We start from the raw sequence: 23,909 nt of genomic DNA, 5'->3' as shown, positions 1-23,909 counted from the left end.
ACGCTCAACGCAGCGAACGGATGACACGACAGGGATTGCCCGCCGCCAGCACATACGGCGGGATGTCCTTCGTCACCACGCTGCCGGCGCCAATGGTGACGCCCTCGCCGATGGTGACTCCCGCGACGATGATGGCGCCGCCGCCCACCCACGTCTTCGCGCCGATGGTGACGGGCCTGGCCAGTTCCGGGCCCTTGATGCGCTCGTCCGCGTCCAACGGGTGCGTGGCCGCGTAGATGTGCACGTTGGGGCCAAACGACACGTCGTCACCAATGGTAATCTGGTTGCAATCCAGGATGACGCACTGGAAGTTCATGTAGACGCGCTCGCCCAGGGTGATGAAGGTGCCGTAGTCGCAGTGGAAGGGCGGCTCGATGTAGCAGCCCGTGCCCCGCTTCCCGATGAGCTGGTCGAGCAGCTGCTTGCGCGCGTCCTCGTCGTCCATGAGCGTGTCGTTGTAGAGGCGCAAGAGCCGGCGCGCCCGGGACCTGGCCGCCGTCAGCTCCGCGTCCCAGCCGCTGTACAGCTCCCCCGCAAGCATCTTCTCCCGCTCGGTTCGTGCCATGGCCCGGCAGTCTTCACTGGGCCTGGCGCACGGCTTCCGTCGAAGTGGGACGTCTGTCCGACGATGGACGCGCTGAGTCACTCCTCGCACGCCAAAACTTCCGAGGTCCAACGAATGAGGAGGCCTTCCAGGAAGGCGGGACAGGGCCTCCAGGTGGGGTGTCAGAAGCAAGTGTCCGGACGCGGGGCCGCCCCACTCATGTAGTCTGGTGCTCTCTTCCAGACCCGTGGGGGGATGTGTTGATTCGGATGGTGGCGAGAGTCGTCGGCCTGGGTGTGGCGCTGTGGTGCGTGGCTCCGGCCTTCGCGCAGGTGGGCGAGTCCATGCCCGCGCCCTCCGCGTTGGACCGCGAGACGACGGTGGTCGTTCGCGGCGCGGCGACGAAGGTGGGCAAGCCGTCGGTGGAGTCCATCCTGGGCGCGGTGGGCCGCACCACGCGCTTCCGCCAGGTGGCCCTGTCTCCCAATGGGACGTGGGTGGCATGGGTGGAGGTGGCTTCCACGGGGGGCACGCTCATCCACGCGGTGGAGCTGGACGTGAGCGAGCCGCAGGCGGTGCGCGTCAGCGTCTGTCCCGACGGGCGCGCCTGTGACGAGTCGTCCATCGCCTGGAGTCCGGATGGAAAGCAGTTGGCGTTCCTGTCCGATGCGGTCCAACGGGGACAGTCCCAGCTGTATGTCGCGGACCTGGCGCAATCCGTGGCGCGGAAGCTGACGTCCTTCCAGGGCTCGGTGTCCGCGCCCCAGTGGTCGCCGGATGGCGCGTCCGTGGCGGTGCTGGTGATGCAGGGCGAGGGGGCCGAGCAGGCCAAGGGCCCCAACGGCCCCGCGGCGCGAGAGACGGGCGTGGTGCGGGAGTCCCATCCCGTGAAGCGCGTGGCGCTGGTGTCCGTGGCGGACGGCGCCCACCGCGTCGTGTCGCCCGAGCAGCTCTTCGTCTACGAGTACGCGTGGAGTCCGGAGGGCTCGCGGCTGGCCTTCATCGCGGCGCCGCCTCCAGGAGACGCGAGCTGGTGGTTGGCGAAGCTGCATGTGCTGGAGACGGCCAACGGCCGCTCGCGCCTGGTGTACGCGCCCAAGTGGCAGCTCACCGAGCCGGTGTGGAGCCCGGATGGGAAGCACGTGGCCGCCATCGAGGGGTTGATGAGCGACCAGGGCGTCAACGGGGGCGATGTGATGCTGGTGTCGCTGGAGGGCGGCAAGGCGCGCAACCTCACCGCGGGGATGAAGGCGACGGCGACGACGCTCGAGTGGGTGGCGCCCCGGAAGCTGCTGTTCGGCGCGCAGGTGCGCGGGGAGTCGGCGGTGGCCTCGGTGGACCCGACGGCGCAGGGCGGGGTGACGGTGCTGTGGAAGGGGCCGGAGCGGCTGAGCGCGGGCGGCTCCGTGGGGCTGTCGCTGTCGCGGGACGGAAAGCGCAGCGCGGTGGTGCGCGAGTCCTTCACCCAGGCGCAGAACGTGTGGGTGGGGCCGGTGGGGGACTGGGAGCGAGTCACGCGGCGCGAGGAGGACCTGCGCGCGCTCGTGGGCGAGACGCGAGACCTGTCGTGGAAGAGCGACGGCGCGGAGGTGCAGGGCTGGCTGGTGGCGCCCGCCGCGTCGATGGCGCCTCCTTCGGGCACGCGCGCGCCCATGGTGACGATGATTCACGGCGGGCCGGCGGCGGGCGTGGTGCCGCAGTTCCGGCCGGACGTCCTGCTCTTCACGGCCCGGGGCTACTACGTCTTCCTCCCCAACTACCGGGGCAGCTTCGGCCAGGGCGCGGACTTCGCGCAGGCCAACCGGCGCGACTTTGGCTTCGGTGACTTGCGCGACATCGTGTCGGGCGTGGACGCGGTGCTGGCGCACGCGCCGGTGGACCCCTCGCGGCTGGGGGTGACGGGGTGGAGCTACGGCGGCTTCATGACGATGTGGGCGGTGACGCAGACGCAGCGCTTCCGCGCGGCGGTGGCGGGCGCGGGCATCGCCAACTGGCAGAGCTACTACGGCACCAACCGCATCGACGCGTGGATGCGGCCGTACTTCGGCGCGTCCGTGTACGAGGAGCCGGAGGTGTACACGCGCAGCTCGCCCATCAACTACGTGAAGCTGGCGCGCACGCCCACGCTGGTGCTGCATGGCGAGCGGGACGTGGAGGTGCCCGTGACGCAGGGCTACGAGTTCCACCACGCGCTGAAGGAGCTGGGGGTGAAGACCCAGTTCGTCGTCTACGCGGACGAGGGCCACACCCTGCGCAAGCCGGAGCACATGGTGGACCGGATGCGGCGCACGGTGGAGTGGCTCGACACGCACCTGCCCGCGGGCCCCAACGGCGCCCCTCGGGCCGCCGCGCTCCCTCGCTGAACTCCGCGCGGCGCTAGTGCGCGCCGCGCAGGTTGAGCAGGACGACGCCCCCGATGATGAGCGCCACGCCGATGACCTTGGTGGTGCTCAACGGCTCGTCCAGGAAGATGACGCCGATGGTGACGATGGCGGCCGTTCCCAGGCCGGACCACATCGCGTACGCGACGCCCACCGGCACCTGCTTCACCGCTTGCGCCAGCAGCAGGAACGCCACCGCGTAGCCCGACAGGCAGCCCACGGTGGGCCACAGGCGGGTGAAGCCCTGGGTGGACTTCAGCAGGCTCGTCGCCACCACTTCACAGGCGATGGCCCCCAACAGGAACAGATACGCCACGCTTCCACCTCCGTGGCGAAGCTGTACGAGGCTCGCTGTCCCTTCGCCAGCGCGTCCTGCGTCCGTCGAGGGATTCACGACGGTTGACTTGAACGCGTGATGCGTGGCCGCGACTACTCGGCGGTGGGGCTTCCCTCGGGCGCGACGAGCGAGGTGAGGATGTGGTCCCTCCAGCGGCCGTCGATGCGCAGGAAGTCGCGCGCGTAGCCCTCCACCGCGAAGCCCAGCCGGCGCAGCACGGCGGCGCTCCGGAGGTTCTCCGGGAGGTGGTTGGCCTGGATGCGGTGCAGGCCCATGGTGGTGAAGGCGTGGGTGCAGACGGCGCGCAGGGCCTCCGTCATCAGGCCCTGGCCCTCGTGACGGTGGTCCAGGCCGTAGCCCAGCGTCACGGCCTGGAGCGGTCCCCGGACGATGTTCGTGAGGGAGATGTTGGCGATGACGGGCGCGGAGGACAGCGGCTCCGCGCGAGGGAGGACCACCATGCGCAGGGACCTGTCGAAGCGCGCGTCCTCCAGGTCCTGTGCCAGCCGCGTGCGCCAGTACGCCAGGGTGTAGAAGTGGGCGGGCCGCGTGGGGGACACCGGGCCCAGGTGGTCCCGGTTGGCTTCGAAATAGGCGACGACGCGCGCCGCCCCGTCGGGAGGCAGCTGGGTCACCCTCAAACGCTCGGTGGTGAGCAGGACGATGGGTTTGTCGGAGGCCATGACGAGAGCGGCGCGCAGGCTATCGCGTCGCGCGCCGGAACCGGAGCGCCGCAAGCGGGACGGAGCGCTCCGGGTGACAGGTGCTCGACGGGGCCGAAAGGCCGCGCTCCGGGCCTGTCCGGGCATGAGAGCCGCGCGCAGGTCCGGAGCGAGGGTTCTTCACGCACACCACCAGGAGCAACGTGCCTCGCACACCCACCCGGCGTTGGGCCGGGCGGGTGTCAGCGGGGTTACTGCTTCACGTCCTGATTCGCGCCGTCCGAGCCACCCGTGCCATGGAAGTCCTCGTGGTCGGCCGACGTGCCCTGCTGTCCCTGGCTCTCCGAAGGCGCACCACCGCCACCGGTGCCCGGGAAGTCTTCATGGTCCGCTGAGGTGCCCTGCTGTCCGGAGGGAACCGCGCCGCTCGTGTCCTCCTGGGGCGGCAGGGTGTCGTTCGAGGAGCCTGACTCCGGAGCCTGCTTCTGCTGCTCGGAGCCGGCGCCGCCCGTGCCCTGGCCGCTGCCGCCGACGGCGCGCTGCCCGCCGCGCTCGACGACGATTTCCACGCGGCGGTTGTTCGCGCGGCCCTCGGCCGTGGCGTTGGTGGCCACAGGCCGGAACTCACCCATGCCGCGCGCCTCGATGCGATTGGCGGGGACGCCCTGGTTGATGAGGAACTCCTTCACGCGCTCGGCGCGCGCATAGGAGAGCCGCTCGTTGAGCGCGTCCGAGCCCTGCGAGTCCGTGTGCCCTTCGATGAGCAGTGGCTTGTCGCCCTCCTTCAGCACCTGCGCCACGTCCGCCAGCCTGTCGCGGGCCACCGGCAGCAGGTCCGACGCACCGGAGGCGAAGAGGACGCTGCCTGACAGCGTCAGCACCGTGCCTCGGGCTTCCTCACGGACCTTGAGGTCCTTGTTCGCGCGGTCCAGCTGCGTCAGGACCTCGCTGGCCTTGCGCTCGGCCTCCACGCGCGCCTGTCGCTCCGCCTCCAGTTGCTGGGCGCTCTGCTGCTCCGTCTGGCTTCGCGCCTGTTGCTGCGCCTGCAGCTCCGCCGTCTGGCGTTGCAACTCCTGGTTCTGCTGGGCCAGGCGCTGGGCCTCGGCCTCCAACTCCTGACGACGGGAGGACTCTTCCGACAGCCGCTGGTCATTGGCCTGCTGCTGCTGGGAGGCCTGGGCCTGCGAAAGCCGCTGCTGCTCCTGTCGGGCCTGGGCCTGGCTCAAGGCCGCTTCGGCCTGGGCCTGTTGCCTGGCGGCGATCTCCGCGCTGCCCCAGGCGCCGGCGGTCTCCGCCTTGCGCAGGGCCACGTAGGACAACACTCGCGTGCGGGTGGCGTCCTTGTCGTCCTGGTACGCCTGCTCCGCCTGGCGCAAGGCATCGCGCGCCTCGGTCACCTCCCGGGGACGCTCACGCCCCTGGGGACTGGCAATCAACTGCTGATAGGCCGACCGCGCCTCCACGAGCTCCTTGGGTGGAGCGGCACTCGCGCTCCCCGCGGCGAGGAGCGTCGTGGCTCCGACGAGGGCCTTCCATCCACGCTTGCTTCGCACCATGACGGTTTCCTCCGGGACTCGGGCTCACTGCAGGCCGCGTTGCAGCGCCTGGGCCTGCTGGGTGGTTTGTTGCGCCTGCCGCTCCAGTGGCAACGCACGTGCGAGCGCCAGCGCGAGGTCCGCGTCCGCGTCCGCCTGCATGAAGCTCAGCTCCGCGCCTTCCATGTCCTCGTCCATCATCAGCTGCTCGCCGTTGTTGACCTGCTGGCGGGCGAACTCCAGGTGGCGAGCGGCTTCGGGGATGCGCGACGCGCCTGCTCCTTCCGCGGCGCGCATGGAGGCGATGGCCTCTGTTCGTTTGGTGTTCGAGACGGGTGTCACGCTCTGGCTGGCGCACCCGAACAGGGTGGCGCACAGCATCGCGGCAAGCAGCTTCGGGCGCACGGTCTACCTCCAGCAGCCGGATGGAGCGCGGGTGTCGCGCCCCAGGTCCTGAAGTGTGCTCGGGCCGACAACCCGGCAATCCTCACCGGGACAAGCCGCCCGGGGAGCGGCCGGGCGACCCCGGGGCGCGGCGAGCAGTCCTTGCGCGCGGAGGGCCTCGTGACGGTGCGGCCGGGCTGGTCGGAAGGCGCCGGGAGCGATAGGACGGCGGGATGCGCCTGCACCTGGTGGATGGCACGTACGAGCTGTACCGCGCCCACTTCTCGCCCCGGCCCGGCCACGCCGCGCCGGACGGGCAAGACGTGAAGGCGACGGTGGGGTTGATGTCCTCGCTGCTCATGCTGCTGCACGACACGGACGAAGCGGTGACACACGTGGCGGTGGCGTTCGACAACCCCATCCGCTCGTTCCGCAACGCGATGTTCGACGGCTACAAGAGCGACGAGGGCGTCCCGCCGGAGCTGCATGCGCAGTTCAACCTGGCCGAGGAAGCCGTCGCGGCGCTGGGCGTGCGCGTGTGGTCCATGAAGGAGCACGAGGCGGACGACGCGCTGGCCACGGCGGCGGCGAAGTGGGCGGACGCGGTGGAGCAGGTGCGGCTGCTCACCCCGGACAAGGACCTGGGGCAGTGCGTGCGCGGCCAACGCGTGGTGCAGGTGGACCGGCGTCAGGAGAAGGTGCTGGACGAGGACGCGGTGCGCGCGAAGCTGGGCGTGTCCCCCACGAGCGTGCCGGACCTGCTCGCGCTGATGGGCGACGACGCGGATGGCATCCCCGGGCTGCCGGGCTTCGGGGAGAAGGGCGCCTCGTCGCTGCTGGCGGCCTACGGGAGACTGGAGGCGATTCCGGACGACGCGGCGACGTGGACGGCGCGCCCGCGTGGCGCGGACAAGCTGGCGGCGACGCTGCGCGCGCATCGCGAGGAGGCGCTGCTGTACCGGCGGCTCGCCACGCTGGTGACGGATGCTCCGCTGCCCGGCACGAAGACGCTGGAGGACGTGGCGTGGCGGGGCGTGCCCCGGCAGGTGTTCGAGTCACTCTGCGACAGGCTGGGCGTCACCACGATGAAGCGCAGGCCGAAGCGCTGGGTGGACTGAGGCGGACTACCCCGCGGCCTGTCCGTCGTCGTCCTGGGCCGCGAGGGCGACGGGCGGCTGGCGGGGAAGGCGCACGGTGAAGGTGGTGCCGTGTTCCTGGGTGGAGCGCGCCTCCACGGTGCCGCCGTGGGCCACGACGATGCTGCGCACGATGTAGAGCCCCAGTCCGATGCTGCGCACGCCCCGGTCCTCGGGGCGCTCCACGCCGCGCTCCAGCGGCTCGAAGATGCGCGACTGGAGGTCGCCCGGAATCGGGAGGCCCGCGTTGTGGACCTCCAGGACGATGCCCGTGTCTTCGCCCCTCGCGATGACGCGCACCACGGTGTCCGGCGGGCTGTACTGCATCGCGTTGCCCACCAGGTTGCCGAGCACCTGCGCCACCCGGTCGGGGTCCCACGCGCCCGCGCCGCTGCCCTGGTAGTCGGAGACGATGCGGCGCTCGGGCCAGGCCGCCTGGAGTTCGTCCAGCGCCGCGTGCACCACCTCGTGCAGGTCCATGGCGCGCGGATAGATGGGGAGCCCGCGGCCCTGCCGGGCCCGCGTGAAGTCGAGCAGGTCGCGAATCATCCGCGTCGCCCGCTCCGCCGCGCGCAGGATTCGCTGCACGTTGCGCTGTTGCCGGTCGTCCGCGTCCGGGCGCTGCGCCAGCAGGGACGCGGCCAGCGTTATCGCGCCCAGGGGGTTGCGCAAATCATGGCTGACGATGCCGATGAGCTGCCGCTCGAAGTCCGCCTGCGCGTGCACCTCGGCCAGCAGGCGCAGGCGCTCGGCCTCCGTCTGCTGCCATTCGGTGACGTCCTGCATGGCGCCCACCACCTGCACCGCCTGGTTGTCCCCGTCCCGGACGATGTGGCACCGGTCCACCACGTGGGCCCACGTGCTGTCCCCGCGTTGGAAGCGGTAGGTGTCCTGCCACTCGTGGGTCTCGCTGGCCAGGGCCAGCCGCAGGCCGCGCACCACGCGGTCCCGGTCCTCGGGGTGCAGGCGCTCCGCCCACCAGTCGCGCGTGTCCCGGATGTTCGTGGACACGTGGCCGAACAGCTCGTGCAGGCCGCTGGTCCAGTCCACCGTGTCCGTGCGCGGGTCCCACTCCCACACCGCGTCCCGCGTGGCCCGGGCGGCCAGCCGGAAGCGCAGCTCGCTGCGCCACGCGCGCTCCTCCGCGGCCTGCACCTCCGTCAGCGTGCCCTCCGCCAGCATGCGCCGCGCGCGCTCGTCCTCGAGCAGCTGGCGTCGCTGACGCTCCAGGCGCGCCAGGGCCAGCACGCGCGCCTCCAGCTCCACCGGACGGAAGGGCTTGAAGACGTAGTCGTTGGCGCCCGCCGCCAGCGCCTCCACCACGTCGTCCGCGCGGGTGTTGACGGTGAGCAGCAGCACCGGAATCAGCGAGGTGGTGGCGCCCGAGCGCACGAAGCGGCACACCTCCAGGCCCGACATGCCCGGCAGGTACCAGTCCAGGACGAGCACCTCGGGGAGCATTCCGTGCTCCCGCCCCAGCGCCTCCAGCAACGCGGCCCCGTCGGTGAACGTCTCCACCCGGCAGGTGGGAGTGAGCACGCGGCGAATGGCCTCGTTTTCCACGGAGCTGTCGTCGAGGACCCAGACTCGGGGCGGAGGCATCGCCCTGGCCTGCTTGGAGTTGGTGGAAGGGTGCACGGGTGGGGCAGGGCTCTAGCAACCGGCTCTTGCCTGGGTCAAATCTTCGATGGGCAACCCGCGAGGTGCCTGCCAACCTGTCGGCCTCTCGACACCCCTCGGAGCGGCACGCCGAGCGCTCGTTTCGGGAGGGGAAAACCCCGTGCCCGCACGGATGTTGAAGGATGTCATGCCTGTTGAGCTCAAAATTCCCTCCTCTGATGATTGGGTGCCCACGCTGGAGGACACGCCGTATCAGCGCATCGGTGGCGCGGATGCGGTGATGGCGTTGGCGGGGGCCTTCTATGACGCGATGGACGCGCACGAGCCCGTGCTGGCGAAGTTGCACGAACTGGACGAGCAGGGCCGGGTGAACGGGGGGACGCGCGAGCGCTTCGGCCTCTTCCTCATCGGCTGGCTGGGCGGGCCGCAGCATTATGCGGAGCGCCACGGCCACCCGCGCCTGCGGATGCGTCATGGCCATGTGCCCGTGGATCTCTCCATGCGCGACGCGTGGCTGCGCGCCATGGGGAAGGCCCTGGATGCCCGGGGAGTCACCGGCGGCCTGCGCCGCTTCCTGGATGACCGCTTCGCCCAGGTGGCGGACTTCCTGCGCAACACCGAGGGCTGAGCAGCCCCGTGGTTCATCGACTTGCGGAAAAAAGCACGGGCGTTTAGAAAGAGCCCATGCGCAAGGGAGAGCTCACCCATCAGGCGATTCTGGAGCGGGCCATCCAGCTCGCCAGCCGCGTGGGGCTCCAGGGGCTGAGCATTGGCGGGCTGGCGGAGGAGCTGCAGCTCTCCAAGAGCGGCCTGTTCGCGCACTTCCGTTCCAAGACGTCGCTCCAGGTGGAAATCCTGGAGGCGGCGACGGCGCTGTTCACCGAGCGCGTCATCCGCCCGGCGCTCACGCAGCCGCGAGGCGAGCCCCGGGTGCGGGCCCTCTTCGAGCAGTGGCTGACGTGGGAGAAGGAGCTGGTGCCGGAGGGCGGGTGCATCTTCGTGGCGGCGGCCACGGAGCTGGACGACGCGCCCGGGCCCGCGCGTGACAGGTTGGTGCAGACGCAGCGGGACTGGCTGGACTGCCTGGCCCAGGCCGCGCGCATCGCCGTCGCGGAGGGGCACTTCCACAAGGACGTGGACGTGGAGCAGTTCGCCCACGATGAGAACGCGCTGCTCCTGGGCTTTCACCACTCCGCGCGCCTGTTGAAAGAGCCGCGCGCGGAGACGTGGGCCCGGCGCGCCTTCGACGCGCTGTTGCGCGCCGCCCGTCCCCAAGGCTCCTGAGATTTCTTTGGCTGTGTGTCGTTCCGAGGAGGACCTCGTCATGGCAAAAAATAGCACGAACGTTCGGGCGAAATTGGCGATGTGGGGCGTGCGGGCGGCGGCGTTGAGCATGGGGGCGGTGGCGCCGGGGCTGACGGCGGCGTGGGCGGACCGGATGTTCCGGACGCCTCGGAGGCCGCATCGCTCGAAGACGGCGGAGGCGGTGCTGGCGCGGGGGCAGCCGCGGATGCTGACGCTGGGGGGCGAGGAGGTGGCGGTGTGGAGCTGGGGCGTGGGACCGCGCGTGCTGCTGGTGCACGGGTGGAGCGGGTATGGCGGGCAGCTCACGGCCTTCGTGGAGCCGCTGGTGTCGGCGGGTTTCTCCGTCGTGACGTACGACGCGCCGGGGCACGGGCAGTCGTCGGGGAGGACCAGCTCGTTGCCGGAGATGGCGGAGCTGGTGGCGGACGTGGCGCGGGCGACGGGCGGGCCGTACGCGGTGATTGCGCACTCGCTGGGCGCGGCGGCGACGGCGGTGGCGATGCGGGATGGGCTGAAGGTGGGACGCGCGGTGTTCGTCTCGCCGCCCGCGGACCCGAGGGGTGGCATCCAGGCCTTCGCGCGGGCGATGGGGCTGACGGATGGCGTGTGGATGCGGATGGAGCAGCGCATCGAGGCGCACTTCAACGTGCGGCTGCGTGACCTGGCCCTGCCGAACTTCGTGCGGCTCTTGGGGCACGTGCCGCTGCATGTGTTTCACGACGTGGGAGACCGGGAGGTGCCGCTCGTCGCGGGCGAGTCGGTGGCGAGCGCCTGGCCGGGCGCGCGGCTGACGCGCACGCAGGGGCTGGGGCATCACCGCATCCTGTACGCGCCGGAGGTCGTTTCGCAGGCGGTGGACTTCCTCGTGGAGGGGAAGCCGGAAACCGCGTGGCCCGACGTGGGGCTGCTGGCCTCGGCGTCCGCTTCGGCCTCTGCTTCGACGGCGTCGCGCGCGTCACTGCGGTTGGTGCGGCACTCGTGAGGGAGACAGTGGCTGCTGGCTGAAGCGAGTCCTGGTCGTCACGCTGCTGGGGCTGATGAGTCTCGTCCGCGCTCGTTCATGCAGGACTCCGGGGGGAGGTTCTGGGCATGTCTGGTTTTCGGGAGCAAGCCCGTCTCCCGATGCGCCTCACTCGATGTGTGAGAGGGGTACACTGAGGTGGACTCGTTTGGGGACGCCGTCGAGCCGCGTTTGAGGGAGTGGCCGACGCGCTGCTACAAAGCCCCGCCTCTACCGGGGAGTTTCAATGTCGTTCCGCCAATGCGTCTGGATGCTCCTCGTTGTGTTCGCGGTTGGCGTGGGTTGTGGCGAGGCGGGTATTCCACCGCGTCCACCCGTCGAGGTGGCGGACGCGGGTGACGGCACGGACGCGGGCGTCGCGGACGCGGGCTCGACAGATGGTGGCGACGGCACGGACGCGGGCGACGGCACGGACGCGGGCCCCACGGATGCAGGCCCTACGGACGCCGGCCCCACGGACGCCGGTGAGCAAACGGATGCGGGACCGCGCGCGGAGGTTCCATCCGCTCCCACGCAGGTCGTCGCGGTGCGTGGTGATGCCTCGTCGCAGGTGTCCTGGTTGGCGCCCGAGGACCACGGCAGTCCCATCCTCGGCTATACCGTCACGGCCTCCCCGGGTGGCGCGGTGGCGAACGTCCCAGGCGATTCGGTCTCGGTCCTGGTGACGGGCCTCGCGAACGGAACCCCCTATACCTTCACGGTGGTGGCCACGAACGCCGTGGGGCCTTCCGTGCCGTCCCTTCCTTCGTTGCCGGTGACGCCCGCCGCGCGCCCGGGAGCACCGGTCGATCTCCTTGCCCGGCCAGGAGTGCGTGGCGCGCGGCTCGACTGGAGCGCTCCGGACGACCATGGAAGTCCCATCACCGGCTACACCGTGAGCATCCTTCCTCCCCTCGACGCCGCGCGTGTCGTCGTCACGGATACGCACGCGGAGGTGACGGGGCTCGCGGATGGCACGCCGTACTCCGTCACGGTGACGGCGACGAACGACGTGGGCGAAGGCGCTCCCGCCACGACGTCGGTCATCACCTGGTCGACTTCGGCGGCGCCCTCGGAGGTCCACGCCACGGTGGATGACGCCGGTGGAGTGGAGGTGGCGTGGACCGCGCCTGCGTCCCATGAGGGAAACCCCGTGACGGGCTACACCGTCACCGCCTCGACGGGTGGCGCGACGCTTCGAATCTCCGCACCGGAAACGCGCGGGGCGTTCTCCGGACTCACCCTGGGGCAGCCGGTCACCTTCACTGTCGTGGCCACCAACGCCGTGGGGGACAGCGCGTCGTCGTCACCTTCCGCGCCCGTGACGCCGCGCACGCCTCCCGCCGCGCCCTCGGAGGTCGTGGCCACGGCGGAAGAAGGTGGCGCGTCGGTCTCCTGGAGCGCTCCCGCGGACCATGGCGCCCCCGTGACGAGTTACACGGTGACGGCGAGCCCCGGGGGGCACTCGGCCACTGTGGCCACCGCGAGCGCCGTCGTCACGGGGCTCACCAATGGACAGGCCTACACATTCACAGTGAGGGCGACGAACGTCGCGGGTGACAGCCCGGAGTCCGCGCCGTCCGCACCGGTGACTCCCTCCACGGTGCCTGATGCCCCCACCCACGTCACCGCGAGCGTGGCCCTCTCCCTCGTCACCGTGCGCTGGACGGCCCCTGCCTTCGATGGAGGCAGTGCGCTCACGGGCTTCACGGTGGCAGCTCACGAAGGCGGTGGCGCGGCGAGTGCCTCCACGACGGTCGATGCCTCCTCGACCGAGGTGACCTTCACCACGCTGACCCCGGGCGAGACGTATACGTTCACCGTGGTGGCCACCAATGCGCGCGGTGACAGCGCGTCATCGGAGCCTTCCTCGGCCGTGACATTGCCGCGCCCGCCCGATGCCCCCACACAGGTGGTGGCCACGGCTGGCATCCGCTCCCTGAGCGTCACCTGGGCCATGCCTGCGTCGGATGGTGGCTCGCCGGTGACGGCCTACCGGGTGACACCGTACAGCGCGGGGACGGCGGGCACGCCCGTCACTGTCGACGCGGAGCCTCGGGAGGCGACCCTCACCGGGCTCGTGAATGGGACGGCCTATCGCGTGACTGTCATCGCGGTGAATGCCTTGGGCCCGAGCGCCGAATCAGAACCCTCGGGCGAAGTGCTGACGCCTGATGTTCCCAGCGAGCCTCGGGAGTCGCGCGCCGTCGCGCTCGGAGGCGGCAAGGCCACGGTGAGCTGGACGCCCCCTGTGTCCGACGGCGGCAGCCCCATGACCCGTTACACGGTGCGGGCGAGTCCAGGAGGGTTCTCGGCTTCGGCCGCGGGCAGCGCCACCTCCGCGACCGTGCGAGGGCTGGACGGCGCGACGCACTACACCTTCACGGTGCAGGCCACCAACGCGGTGGGCGACAGCCCGCGCTCCGCTGCATGTGAGGTGACGACGTCCTGTGGGTTGGGATTGGGAGGGTGGCCCCTGGCGAGGCATTCGGTCTTGTCGGTGGCGGTCGCGGACTTCAACAACGATGGCATTCCGGACCTCGGCGTCGGCCGGAGCGAGAGCCCCTCGGCTCGGTATGCCGGGGTGCTGTTGGGGAATGGCTCGGGGGCGTTCGTGGAGCAGGTCGCGTTCCCCGTTTCAATCAGTGGGACTGGCTCGGCGCTCGCGGACTTCAACAACGATGGGAACCTGGACATGGTGCTGTACACGCCCGGTCTTCATGGCTCCACGATGGTCAGCGTCGTGATGGGCAATGGGCGTGGCGGCTTCACCTCGAAGGTGGACCTGGGTGTGGGGCAGACGCAGCTCTCCGTGACGAGCGGGGACTTCAATGGGGACGGCAATGCCGACCTCGTGGTGGCCAACATTGTCAGTCAGGACATCAACCTCTTCCTGGGGGATGGGACCGGTGGCTTTTCGCCCCGGAGGGACATCCTCTTCGGTGCCGCGCTGGGCTTGATGGCCGCGGGAGATTTGAACGGCGACGGCCGCTCAGACCTGGTCGTGGGTCATGGAGCGTCGTCCATCGCGGTGATGCTGGGAGATGCCTCGAGCGGGTTGTCCGCGCGAGAGGACTTCGCCGTGACGGTGCGCCCCAGTACCTTGCGGCTCGAGGACGTCGATGGGGATGGAAGGCTCGATGTCATCGGCTCCAACATGGGAGGCCAGGGTGTTGGCGTGTTGTTGGGGGATGGGGCGGGGCGCCTCGGGACGGAGCGCATCTCGCACGTCGGAGTGGTGGCCTCCGGGATGCTGCTCGCGGACGTCAACGGGGATGACCGATGGGACATCGTCCAGTACAGCAACAGTGAGAGTCTGGTCAGCGTGCTGCTCGGAGATGGCACGGGTGGCTTCTCCGGGAGACAGGACTTCGCCACGCTCAAGAACCCGTCGTCGATTGCCGCTGGGGACTTCAATGGGGATGGCCGGATCGACCTCGCGCTGTCGAATCAATTGCAGTCGGTCATGACCTTGCTCAAGGGAGATGGCACGGGAGCGTTTCTGACCTGGCGCGACCACGCCACCCGCCAGCAGCCCACGGCGGTGAGCAGTGGTGACCTCGATGGAGATGGCAATCCAGACCTCGTGGTGACCTCCGAGTCCAGCGACTCCGTGGGGGTGATGCTGGGGGTTGGCGCGGGTCGCTTCGGGCCGCGGCGGGACTTCCCCACCCGGAGGAATCCCACCTCGGTCGTGGTGGTGGACCTCAACCGGGACGGCAGGTTGGACCTGGTCGTGGCGAACGGCAACGGCAACTCCCCCTCGACGCTGGGAGGCAGCGTCAGCGTGTTGCTAGGGGATGGAGCAGGCGGTTTTGGCGCGAGCACGGAGTTCGACACGGGCCGGTTTCCGCACTCGGTCATCAGCGCGGACTTCAATGGCGACGGTTTCATGGATGTCGTCACGGCGGACACCAGCTCCAGCACCGTGAGCATGTTGCCCGGGAACGGCCTGGGGGGCCTGCTTCCAGCGCGGACCTCCTCCAGTGGGACGAGCAACCCGGTCGCCATCGCCAGCGCGGACGTCACGAGAGATGGAAAGCTGGACCTCGTGGTGGTGGGCTCCTCCAATGTCCTCCAGGTGCTGCGGGGCCTCGGCAACGGCTCCTTCACGGCGCTGTCGAGTCCGTATCCGGGAGGGCGTCCGCGAGGACTCTCGCTCGCGGACTTCAATGGCGATGGATACGTCGATGCGGCGGTTGCCCTCGCGGACAGTCCCAGCGCCGCCAGCTATACCGTCAGTGTGATGCAGGGGGATGGATTGGGTGATTTCTCCCTGAAACAGAGACTCAATGTGGGGCGCAACCCCTACGGCGTGACGACCGGTGATTTCGACGGGGATGGCGCGGCGGACATCGTCGTGGCCAACTACGATGTCGAGAACACCCCCGGTAGCGCCCGCTTCATCAGTGTCTTCCAGGGGATTGGGACAGGCGGCTTCAAACCCCGGAAGGACTTTGCCACCGGTGGCCGTCCGTTCGCGGTGATGAGCGCGGACCTCAATGGAGACGGGCGGCTGGACGTCGTCACGGCCAACTACGAGAGCAACACCCTCAGCGTTCTGTTGAATCAATGTCTCGAATGAGGAGCCTCCTTCCTTTCGCGAGTCCGTGGTGGCGCGAGAGGGATTGGCTATAAGTGCGCGCATGTCCCGTGACGAGAACGCCCGCTACCTCGAATCGATTCGCCCACGCAGTGCTCTCGCGCCCATCAAGCTTTGGATGAAGCTGTTGCCGTTCATCCTCGTTGCCTACGTCGCCGCGTATTTCATGGTCACTGGCGGCAAGACGCCGAAGCTGCCATCCACCGAGGAGCTGAGTCGGTCCGGGTCTCAGTTGGGCTTCGTCTTGCTGGTTGGAGGCGTGCTCGCGGTGGGCACTCTGGGCTCCATCTTCTGGAGACGATGGTCAGCACACCGCAAGATCGACGCGGCCTTTCTGCATCCCGACGTGAGCGCCCTGCTCGCCGTCTACGAACAGGTGTACGCGTCGAGCAGCCGGTTTCCGGATGTCGCCTTCTACCGAGCGAGCTCCCGCGCCCTGGCCCATGCCTGCTACGGTGACGCGGCCTCCGCGCGCCGGGAGCTGGCGAGCGTCGACTGGTCAGCGCGTCCCCCTGTCATCCGCGCGATGGAGCGAGTGGGTGAGGCGAGCATCGTCATGCTGTGCGAGGACGACCCCGCGCGAGGGCTCGCGCTCGCGAAGGAGGCCCTCTCCATGGTGGAGTTTCCGAGCCCGGTCGCCGGCTCGGACGAGGGGCGCGCCTACTACGAGATCTGCGTGGGTATCGGCGAGGTGCTCACCGGCACGGCCACCCCCGACTCGCTCGCGGCTCTGAAAGTGCACAACCAGCAGACCAATCTCCCCGTGGCCTGGCTGATGAGTGCCTGGGGGCTTCGAGTGGCTTCCGCGCATGCGGGCGACACCGTGGGCGCCGAGGTGTTGCGCAAGTGGCTTCAGAAAGATGCGCCGCACTGCGCTCCGCTCCATCGAATCCCCGGCTGAGTCCTCGGGCAAGCCCGCACCGGGGCGCCACGGTGCGTCACCCAGGTGTGCGCCTGACGGACACCGTGAGCTCCTGCGTTTCCTCGCACATCCCGTGAAATGAGCACGGCCCTCCAGGTGTACGGGGGGCATGCTCTCCCTCCGCAATCTGGTGAAGGTGTACCCGGGCCCGGTGTCCGCACTGCGTGGCGTGGACCTGGAGATACCTCGTGGAATGTTCGGGCTGCTGGGTCCCAACGGCGCGGGCAAATCCACGTTGATGAAGATTCTGTCGGGCCTGCTGGAGCCCACCTCTGGTGAGGTGACGCTGGATGGACTGGACATCGTCCGCCACCCGGAAGCGCTCCGGCCCCACCTGGGCTATCTGCCGCAGGAGTTCGGCTTCTACCCGTACCTCACGGGCGAGGCCATGCTGCTGTACCTGCTCAAGCTCAAGGGCGTCACCGCGCCGCGAGGGTTGAAGTCATTGTGCGCGGAGCTGCTGGCGCGTGTGAACCTCACGTTCGCCGCGAAGCGCAAGGTGAAGGAGTACTCGGGTGGCATGCGGCAGCGGCTGGGAATCGCCCAGGCGCTCGCGGGCAACCCCCAGCTCATCATCGTGGACGAGCCCACCGCGGGCCTGGACCCCGAGGAGCGCCTGCGCTTCTACCGGCTGCTCGCGGAAGTGGCGAACGAGCGCACGGTGCTGTTGTCCACGCACATCGTCGAGGACGTGGCGATGCTGTGTCCGCGCTTCGCCGTCATCCGGCAGGGCCGCGTGGTGGCGATTACGTCGCCCTCCGAGGCGAAGGCCTCCATCCAGGGCACCATCTTCGAGGGGACCGCCTCCGCCACCGAGCTGGTGGAGCTGCAGCGCACCCGCCGCGTCACGCAGGCCGTGCTCTTCGAGGGCCGCAACCGCGTGCGCATCCACTCGACGGGAGGCGATGTGCCCGTGGGCTTCGAGCGCGTCACGCCCACGCTGGAGGACGCCTATCTGCTGATGATGAAGGACACGCGCGAGGCCTCCGCGACGTCGCAGCCGCCGCCCGTCGTGGACGCCGCACGCGAGGTGGCGCGATGAACGTGGCCCGTCTGGGCACGGTGGTGCGCACGGAGCTGGCGCACCAGATGCGCCGCCCGCTGTTCGTCATCCTGTTGCTCGTCACCTTCCTGTCGGTGTGGGGCCTGTCGTCAGGCAACGTCACCATCGAATCCGGGGCCAGCCAGGTGGGCGGGCAGAAGGCCTGGGTGACGAGCGAGTTCGCCGTCTCTCAGACGCTCCTGCTGCTCATGTTCCTCCTCTTCAGCTTCTTCGTCTCCGTGGGCGCGGGCATGGGCGTCATCGCGGACGAGGAGGCGCGGGTGGGCCCCCTCCTCCACACCACGCCGCTGACGCCGCGCGAGTACGTGTGGGGCAAGTTCCTGGCGGTGCTGAGCGCGTACGGGGTGGCGCTCGGGGCGATGGCGCTCTTCCTCGTCTTCTTCCACCACGTCATCCCCGCGGGCGAGCACGCCGAGTATCGCGGTCCGCTGTCGTGGCTCAACTACGCGCGGCCCGCGCTCTTCTTCGGCGTGCCCCAGTTGGTGTTCATCGCGGGTGCCTCCTTCGCGCTGGGCGCGGGCACTCGGCGCCCGGTGCTCGTGTACTTCCTGCCGGTGGTGCTGATGTTCGTCTGCGCCTTCTTCCTGTGGAGCTGGACTCCCGGGTGGTTGGACCCTCGGGTGAACCGGGTGCTCCAGGCGCTGGACCCCGCGGGCATGCGGTGGCTGAGCGAGACATGGGTGAAGGTCGACCGAGGGGTCGCCTTCTACAACGCGGAGCGCGTGGGTCTGGACGCGCTGTTCGTCCTCAGTCGACTGGGCTTCATCGCGGTGGGGCTGGGCGGCGTGGCGTGGAGCGCGCGGCACGTGGCGCGAGGCCTGCGTGGTGCGCCGGTGCGCGGCGCGCACGGCAAGGCGCTGGCGGACATTCCCCTGGCGACGCCGGATGGTGGCGCGCGCGAGGAGACGCCGCTCGTGACGCTGGGCATGCGAGCCCATCCTCCCGGGGCACTGTCTGGCCTGTGGGTGGTGGCGCGCGCGGAGCTGCGGGGCCTCCTGTCGCAGCCGGGGCTCTACCTGTTCATGCCCATCATCCTGATGCAGACGGTGGCGAATGCGCTGAACAAGGTGGGCCCGTTCGACACCTCGCTCCTGACGTCCCCGGGCTTCTTCGCGGTGAGCACCCTGGGCGTGGCGTCCACGCTCGCGTGTCTGCTGCTCATGTTCTACACGGTGGAGTCGCTGGAGCGAGAGCGCGCCTCGGACCTCGCGCCCATCCATGACGCCGCGCCCGTGCGCACCGTCTCCGTCCTGCTGGGCAAGGCGCTCGCCAACAGCCTCGTCGGAGTGTCCCTGCTGGTGGCGACGGGGCTCGCGGGCATCATCGCCCAGCTCGTGCAAGGCCAGGTGCCGCTCTCATTGTCGTCGTACGTCCTCGCGTGGGGGCTCTTGTTGCCCACGTTCTTCGCGTGGACGTGTTTCGTGCTGGCGGCGCACGCGGTGGCGGGAGGGCGCTTCGGCGCGTATGGCGTGTCGCTCGCGGCGCTGTGCCTCACCGGTTATGCGGCGGTGCGCGGCAACCTCCACTGGGCGACGAACTGGCCGCTGTGGAGCGCGGTGCAGTGGTCCGACATGGGGCCCTTCGAGCTGGACAGGTCCGTGCTCGTGCTCAACCGCGTGGGTGTCCTGGGGCTCGCCGCCTTCTTCACCGCGCTGGCGGTGCGGTGGGATGGGCGGCGCGCGGCGGACTCGGTGAGCCTGCTGGAGCGCATCCGCCCCGGGGGACTGTTGCGCGGCGCGTGGCGACTGACGCCGTGGGCGGTGGTGCCCGCGGTGGCCCTCGTGGCGGCGGCGGTGCAGGTGGGGCAGGGCTGGCAGGGTGACGCCGCGAAGAAGCGCGCGAAGGAGTACTGGCAGAAGAACCTGGCCACGTGGCTGGACGCGCCGCAGCCGGCGATTCAGGACGTGGACCTGGAGGTGGAGCTGGACCCGGAGGGCCGCGCCTTCCGCACGCGAGGCACGTACACGCTGGTGAACCGGCGAGAGAAGGCGCTGAAGTCCTTTGCCCTCACGGGCGGAGACCACTGGGAGGACGTGCGCTGGACGGTGGATGGAAAAGACGTCACGCCCGAGGACCGCTCGCGGTTGTATGTCTTCAAACCCGAGGCGCCCCTGGCACCCGGCTCGGCGGTGCGCGTGGGCTTCGAGTTCCACGGCGAGTTCCCCAAGGGCGTGACGAAGAGTGGCGGCAAGGTGTCGGAGTTCATCCTTCCCTCCGGCGTGGTGCTGACCAGCTTCGGGCCGAGCTTCGCGCCGGTGGTGGGCTTCCGCGACGACATCGGCGTGGACAAGGAGGAGAACCGGTACGAGCCGCGCGTCTACCCGGACGACTTCTACGTGGGGCATACGGAGGCCGCCTATGGAACGGGCACGCCCTTCACCACGCGCCTCCGCGTGACGGGGCCGGCGGAGTACACGCTCAACTCGGTGGGCGTGCTGGAGAGCGACGAGGTGAAGGACGGACGTCGGGTCAGCGTGTGGCGCAGCGACGCGCCGGTCAGCATGTTCAACATCGTCGCGGGCCGCTGGGCGGTGCTGCGCGGCGAGGGCACCGCCGTCTTCCACCACCCCGCGCATGTCTACAACGTGGAGGCCATGCGCCGCGGACTGGACGCGTCACGCCGGTACTACTCGGAATGGTTCCATCCCTATCCGTGGAAGGAGCTGAAGCTGTCCGAGTTCCCCGGCCTGGATACCTATGCGCAGGGCTTCGCCACCAACATCACCTTCTCGGAGAGCATCGGCTTTCTCGCGCGCAGCACGCCGGAGTCGAATGCCGTCCTGCTGATTACCGCGCACGAGGCGGCGCATCAGTGGTGGGGCAACATGCTCATCCCTGGCAAGGGGCCCGGCGGCTCGGTGTTGTCGGAGGGCATGTCTCACTATTCGGCGATGAAGCTGATGGAGCAACTGGACGGTCCCCGGACGCGGATGGAGATCGCCAAGCGACTGGAGGAGCGCTACGCCAGGGAGCGGCACGTGGATGCGGAGCAGTCGCTGGTGAAGCTCGACGACTCGCGCGACGGCGACAACACCGTGCTCTACGACAAGGGAGGCTGGGCGTTCTCGATGCTGGAGGAACTGATGGGCCGCCCGGCCATGCACGCGGGAATCCAGGCGTTCCTCCAGAAGTACGTGGGCCATGAGGACCACCCGGTGCTGCAGGACTTCACCGCGGCGATGCGCCCCTTCGCGCCGGACGCGGCGGCCTATGACGCCTTCGTCCAGCAGTGGTTCCACGAGGTGCATGTCCCGCAGTACCGGCTGTCGAATGCCCAGGTGAAGCAGGAGGGCGGACAGTGGGTGGCCACGGTGACGGTGGAGAACGTGGGGGACGGCCGCATGCCGGTGGAGGTCGCCGCCGTGAAGGGCGAGCGCTTCGCGAAGCGGCCGGACGCGAAGGCTCCGGACGTGCAGTCACCGGACTACCGCGAGGCTCGAAGCCGCGTGGTGCTGGGTGCGGGTGAGAAGGCCGACGTCACGGTGCGCTCCGACTTCCCGCCCGAGCGCTGGGTGGTGGACCCCGACGTGCGCGTGCTCCAGCTTCGTCGCGAGCAGGCCGTGGTGACGCTGTGAGGCGGTGAGCCCGGTGGACCGCGCTCCCGTGCTGGCCTGGAGCGCGGTCGCCGGATGGCTCAGGGGTGCGTGACGTGGAAGAGCCGCGTCTCGACGCGAGGCAGGGACTCCGCGCCCGTGCGCGTTCCGGTGAGCAGCAGGGTGAAGTCACCGACGATGGGCAGCGGGGAGCAGCGCACCGTGAACTTTCCCTGGAGGGTGAGCTGAAGGGGGCCATTCGGCTCCCGGCTGCCTCGCCCGGAGGTGACACTCAGGTCCGCCGTGCACTTGCTCTCCTCGTCGAAGACCGAGCACGCGCCCTCGCTGATGAAGAAGGTGTTCTCTCCGGTCATCGTCGCCCGCAGGTCCCGGTCGCAGGTGAGGGACTCGGAGCGCAGGCTCAGGGCCGTCTTGGAGCCGGAGGCCTCCGAGATTCGCACCGTGTCGTCCAACTCCCCGGTCTGGGTCTCTCCGTTGAAGGTGGCGCTCAGGGTGCCCGTGCTCTCATAGGCGCCCGTGACGTTGGACCGATGGTCCGTCGTGGTGTCGTCGCCGTCGTCGCCTTCCTTGTCGTCATCACCACCACAGCCACCGAGCACCAGCAGCGCGGACGCCAGCAGCATTCGCATGCGCATCACTTGGACTCCCTCCATCCCCGGATGAGTGACTCCCCGTGGGAAGGCTCGGGCGGGAGTATCTTGATGCCCGGTGCATCGCGCAACGTGACGAGTCCGTGGGCCCGCCGTCCCGACGCCATTCGCGTGCTGGCGGACAGTGCTCGGTGTCACGGCGTGTGGAGCGGGGTGGCTGGCGCGCTGTCAGCCTGTCACGCGGCGCGCGGGCCTTCGTTGACACGATGTCGTGGGGAGGGGTGCTCGTGAGCTGAGGCTCCCTCTGGAGTGAGGTTGTGCACGCCCATTGCACAAGGGGAGTGGGTCGCTGGACGAGCGTGCCAGGGACGTCATTGGGGGATGTCCAAACATGAAGCCCATTCACATGCTGTGTCTGACGTTGCTGTCATCCGTTGCCGCTCACGCCCAGGAGCTGAGCGCCGGACCGTCCATCTCGCCCGCGCGCAAGACGGTGCTGGGAGTCTCCGTCACTCCCGATGAGCTGGGCGTGGTGACGCTGGAGGGAGAGCGGGTGGTGAGTCCCCGCGTGTCGGTGGGCCTGGGGCTGCGCACCGGGTTCACCCAGCAGAAGGGTTGGTCCGACTCCCTGGTGTCAGGGGAGCGGGAGAACGAGGCAGGCAGCTCCACCTTCGTCCTGGGTGTCGGTCCCCGGGCCCGCTTCTTCCTCGTGGGAGACGCGCCCGAGGGGCTGTGGGTGTCGCCGGGATTGGAGGTCACCCGTTCGTGGCGCCGCTTCGAGATAGAAGGACAGGCGAGTCTCAACGACAACGAGCAGCGCATCTGGAGCTTTGGCGCGACGGCGATGCTGGGCTACACCGTCATCCTCGGGCGAGGCCTCGCGGTGCAGGCGGGCGTGGGCGCGGAGGCCCGGCACGATTCGAGTCAGTACACGAGCAACGTCACGGCCAAGCCCGGGTACGAAGGGCTGTTCCCCGTGGGCGAGCAGTCGAACGAGGGTCGCTCGTGGGTGATTGACGAGCGGCTGGCGTTGTCGCTGGGCTGGGCCTTCTGAGTCGTCGCGTGGCGCTACACCGGTAGACCGTGCGCGCCGTCGCGTCGGCGGAGGCACCTGCGCGGGTGTTTTCGGGGGCCGGGGCGTCGGTGCGCTCCGGGGCGAAGCGGCAGGTTCCCCATCGTCTTCACGTCATGCACGAGGCCTAGCGTGGCCAGGGCCTTCACCGTCCACCAGCCCGGGTCCGGCTGTCGCCAGCCGAAGCCCATCCGCGCCGAGCTCGGGTAGGCGTGGTGGTTGTTGTGCCACGACTCACCCATGCTCACGAGGGCGAGCCAGCCCGCGTTGCGTCCCTGCTCCGCGCACCCGGGCAGCGCGTAGGGCTGCTCTCCCTCCACATGGCTCACGTAGTGGACGAACCAGAAGCCATCCTGCGTGAGCGCCAGTCGCACGAAGACACCCCAGACCACCCACGCGGGACCGCCTACCGCGTACAGCGCGAGCGCGAGGGGCACCTGGAGCCAGAGCCCGGCGCGCTCCAGGGCGATGAAGAAGGCGTCGTGCTCCAGGTCGGCGTCCACGGGGGGATAGACGCTCGCGTCTCGTGCGTGCCACGTGCGGAAGAGGGCGTGGGTCATCGCGCTGAGGAAGCCGTCGCGGTAGCCGAAGTACTCGGGGCAGTCGGCCTCGGGTTGGTTCTGGTGGAAGTCGCGCAGGTGGTGCATGCGGCTCATGCCGAGGGCGCCGCCGAGTCCCGCCAACGTGCCGATGAGGCCCAGCGTCCGTTCCACAGTGCGCGGTGCGCGGAAGGCCCGGTGGATGAGGCCGCGGTGGATGCCCACCGAGACGCCCAGGCACATGGTCACCCCCGTGAGCACGGCGAACACCGCGACCGCGCTCCACGAGAAGTACAGCGCGCCGCCGACGAGTGCGCCCAGGTGGAGAAGGCTCCACCGGAGCATCTTGCCCGCGTCCCACCGTGCCTCGCCCCACCCCGTGCTCTCCGCGTTCATGTGTCGCCCCTTTCGGAGCGGGTCCAACGCAAGCGCCCTGCCAGGGATGCACGGGCCTGATTCCAGGGACTTGAGCGGGCGCCAGGGCGCCACTGTCAACGGCGTTCACAGTGTGCCGCGCACCGCGTGGACGGTGGGACGCTCAGCGCTCCAGCTCCAACTCCACGCCGGGAATCCAGTGTCCGCGACGGTGTGCAGCTCCGCGCTGTTCGAGGCGAGTCGCTCCATGCAGCGTCCGCGACGGTGTGCGGCTCCGCGCCGCTCGC

The 23,909-nt window shown here is 69.7% G+C and carries 18 protein-coding genes; 10 read left to right on the top strand and 8 right to left on the bottom strand.

Annotated features, from left to right (window positions below):
• Positions 1-4: 4 nt before the first annotated feature.
• Positions 5-565, bottom strand: coding sequence for a sugar O-acetyltransferase (locus HUA74_RS28640; protein ID WP_141641165.1), 561 nt, complete (start codon positions 563-565; stop codon positions 5-7).
• 248 nt (positions 566-813) lie between these two features.
• On the opposite strand from HUA74_RS28640, the gene HUA74_RS28635 reads away from it, so the two are divergent.
• Entirely contained in the window at positions 814-2,907 is a 2,094-nt protein-coding gene (locus tag HUA74_RS28635; protein WP_174457083.1) for a S9 family peptidase, read from the top strand.
• A gap of 13 nt (positions 2,908-2,920) precedes the next feature.
• On the opposite strand, the gene HUA74_RS28630 is transcribed toward HUA74_RS28635, so the two are convergent.
• The 4 genes from HUA74_RS28630 to HUA74_RS28615 form a co-directional block, all read right to left on the bottom strand.
• Positions 2,921-3,241 (bottom strand): multidrug efflux SMR transporter, encoded by a 321-nt coding sequence (locus tag HUA74_RS28630; protein WP_141641167.1) that lies wholly within the window; start codon positions 3,239-3,241, stop codon positions 2,921-2,923.
• Between the two features lie 113 nt (positions 3,242-3,354).
• Positions 3,355-3,945, bottom strand: coding sequence for a GNAT family N-acetyltransferase (locus HUA74_RS28625; RefSeq protein WP_174457082.1), 591 nt, complete (start codon positions 3,943-3,945; stop codon positions 3,355-3,357).
• 230 nt (positions 3,946-4,175) lie between these two features.
• Entirely contained in the window at positions 4,176-5,480 is a 1,305-nt protein-coding gene (locus HUA74_RS28620) for an OmpA family protein (protein WP_174457081.1), read from the bottom strand.
• Positions 5,481-5,504: 24 nt separating this feature from the next.
• Entirely contained in the window at positions 5,505-5,864 is a 360-nt protein-coding gene (locus HUA74_RS28615; protein WP_174457080.1) for a DUF4398 domain-containing protein, read from the bottom strand.
• A 212-nt stretch (positions 5,865-6,076) separates the two neighbouring features.
• On the opposite strand from HUA74_RS28615, the gene HUA74_RS28610 reads away from it, so the two are divergent.
• Complete coding sequence (locus HUA74_RS28610; protein ID WP_174457079.1) at positions 6,077-6,961, top strand: 5'-3' exonuclease H3TH domain-containing protein; 885 nt, start codon at positions 6,077-6,079, stop codon at positions 6,959-6,961.
• Between the two features lie 6 nt (positions 6,962-6,967).
• On the opposite strand, the gene HUA74_RS28605 is transcribed toward HUA74_RS28610, so the two are convergent.
• Positions 6,968-8,581: an ATP-binding protein gene (locus tag HUA74_RS28605; protein WP_174457078.1), complete on the bottom strand. Its 1,614-nt coding sequence runs from the start codon at positions 8,579-8,581 to the stop codon at positions 6,968-6,970.
• 205 nt (positions 8,582-8,786) lie between these two features.
• On the opposite strand from HUA74_RS28605, the gene HUA74_RS28600 reads away from it, so the two are divergent.
• From HUA74_RS28600 to HUA74_RS46470, 7 genes are all read left to right on the top strand, one after another.
• On the top strand, positions 8,787-9,227 hold the full coding sequence (locus HUA74_RS28600; protein WP_141641173.1) for a group II truncated hemoglobin: 441 nt from the start codon (positions 8,787-8,789) through the stop codon (positions 9,225-9,227).
• 56 nt (positions 9,228-9,283) lie between these two features.
• On the top strand, positions 9,284-9,883 hold the full coding sequence (locus HUA74_RS28595; protein ID WP_174457077.1) for a TetR/AcrR family transcriptional regulator: 600 nt from the start codon (positions 9,284-9,286) through the stop codon (positions 9,881-9,883).
• Positions 9,884-9,923: 40 nt separating this feature from the next.
• Positions 9,924-10,886: an alpha/beta hydrolase gene (locus HUA74_RS28590; RefSeq protein ID WP_174457076.1), complete on the top strand. Its 963-nt coding sequence runs from the start codon at positions 9,924-9,926 to the stop codon at positions 10,884-10,886.
• Positions 10,887-11,151: 265 nt separating this feature from the next.
• Positions 11,152-15,489 carry a fibronectin type III domain-containing protein gene (locus tag HUA74_RS28585; RefSeq protein ID WP_174457075.1) on the top strand — a complete coding sequence of 1,446 codons (4,338 nt, stop codon included), beginning with the start codon at positions 11,152-11,154 and terminating at the stop codon, positions 15,487-15,489.
• Positions 15,490-15,550: 61 nt separating this feature from the next.
• Positions 15,551-16,408 (top strand): hypothetical protein, encoded by an 858-nt coding sequence (locus HUA74_RS28580; protein WP_174457074.1) that lies wholly within the window; start codon positions 15,551-15,553, stop codon positions 16,406-16,408.
• Between the two features lie 130 nt (positions 16,409-16,538).
• Positions 16,539-17,471 carry an ABC transporter ATP-binding protein gene (locus tag HUA74_RS28575; protein ID WP_174457073.1) on the top strand — a complete coding sequence of 311 codons (933 nt, stop codon included), beginning with the start codon at positions 16,539-16,541 and terminating at the stop codon, positions 17,469-17,471.
• Entirely contained in the window at positions 17,468-21,067 is a 3,600-nt protein-coding gene (locus HUA74_RS46470; protein WP_174457072.1) for a M1 family aminopeptidase, read from the top strand. Before HUA74_RS28575 ends, HUA74_RS46470 begins: the two co-directional genes overlap by 4 nt.
• A gap of 59 nt (positions 21,068-21,126) precedes the next feature.
• Here HUA74_RS46470 and HUA74_RS28565 read toward each other — a convergent pair whose 3' ends face one another.
• Positions 21,127-21,681: a hypothetical protein gene (locus HUA74_RS28565; RefSeq protein WP_174457071.1), complete on the bottom strand. Its 555-nt coding sequence runs from the start codon at positions 21,679-21,681 to the stop codon at positions 21,127-21,129.
• Positions 21,682-22,027: 346 nt separating this feature from the next.
• On the opposite strand from HUA74_RS28565, the gene HUA74_RS28560 reads away from it, so the two are divergent.
• The gene (locus tag HUA74_RS28560; RefSeq protein WP_174457070.1) at positions 22,028-22,690 is read left to right on the top strand and encodes a hypothetical protein; all 663 of its coding nucleotides are present in this window, start codon (positions 22,028-22,030) and stop codon (positions 22,688-22,690) included.
• 14 nt (positions 22,691-22,704) lie between these two features.
• Here the strand turns inward: HUA74_RS28560 and HUA74_RS28555 are convergent, their stop codons facing one another.
• A complete protein-coding gene (locus HUA74_RS28555) occupies positions 22,705-23,643 on the bottom strand; it encodes an acyl-CoA desaturase (RefSeq protein ID WP_174457069.1) in 939 nt (312 codons plus the stop codon).
• Positions 23,644-23,909 lie beyond the last annotated feature (266 nt).

This window comes from Myxococcus sp. CA051A (genome assembly GCF_013336705.1).
GTDB lineage: Bacteria > Myxococcota > Myxococcia > Myxococcales > Myxococcaceae > Myxococcus > Myxococcus llanfairpwllgwyngyllgogerychwyrndrobwllllantysiliogogogochensis.
Note: the sequence above shows the minus strand (reverse complement) of the source record. Positions and strands in the feature narration are given on the sequence as shown.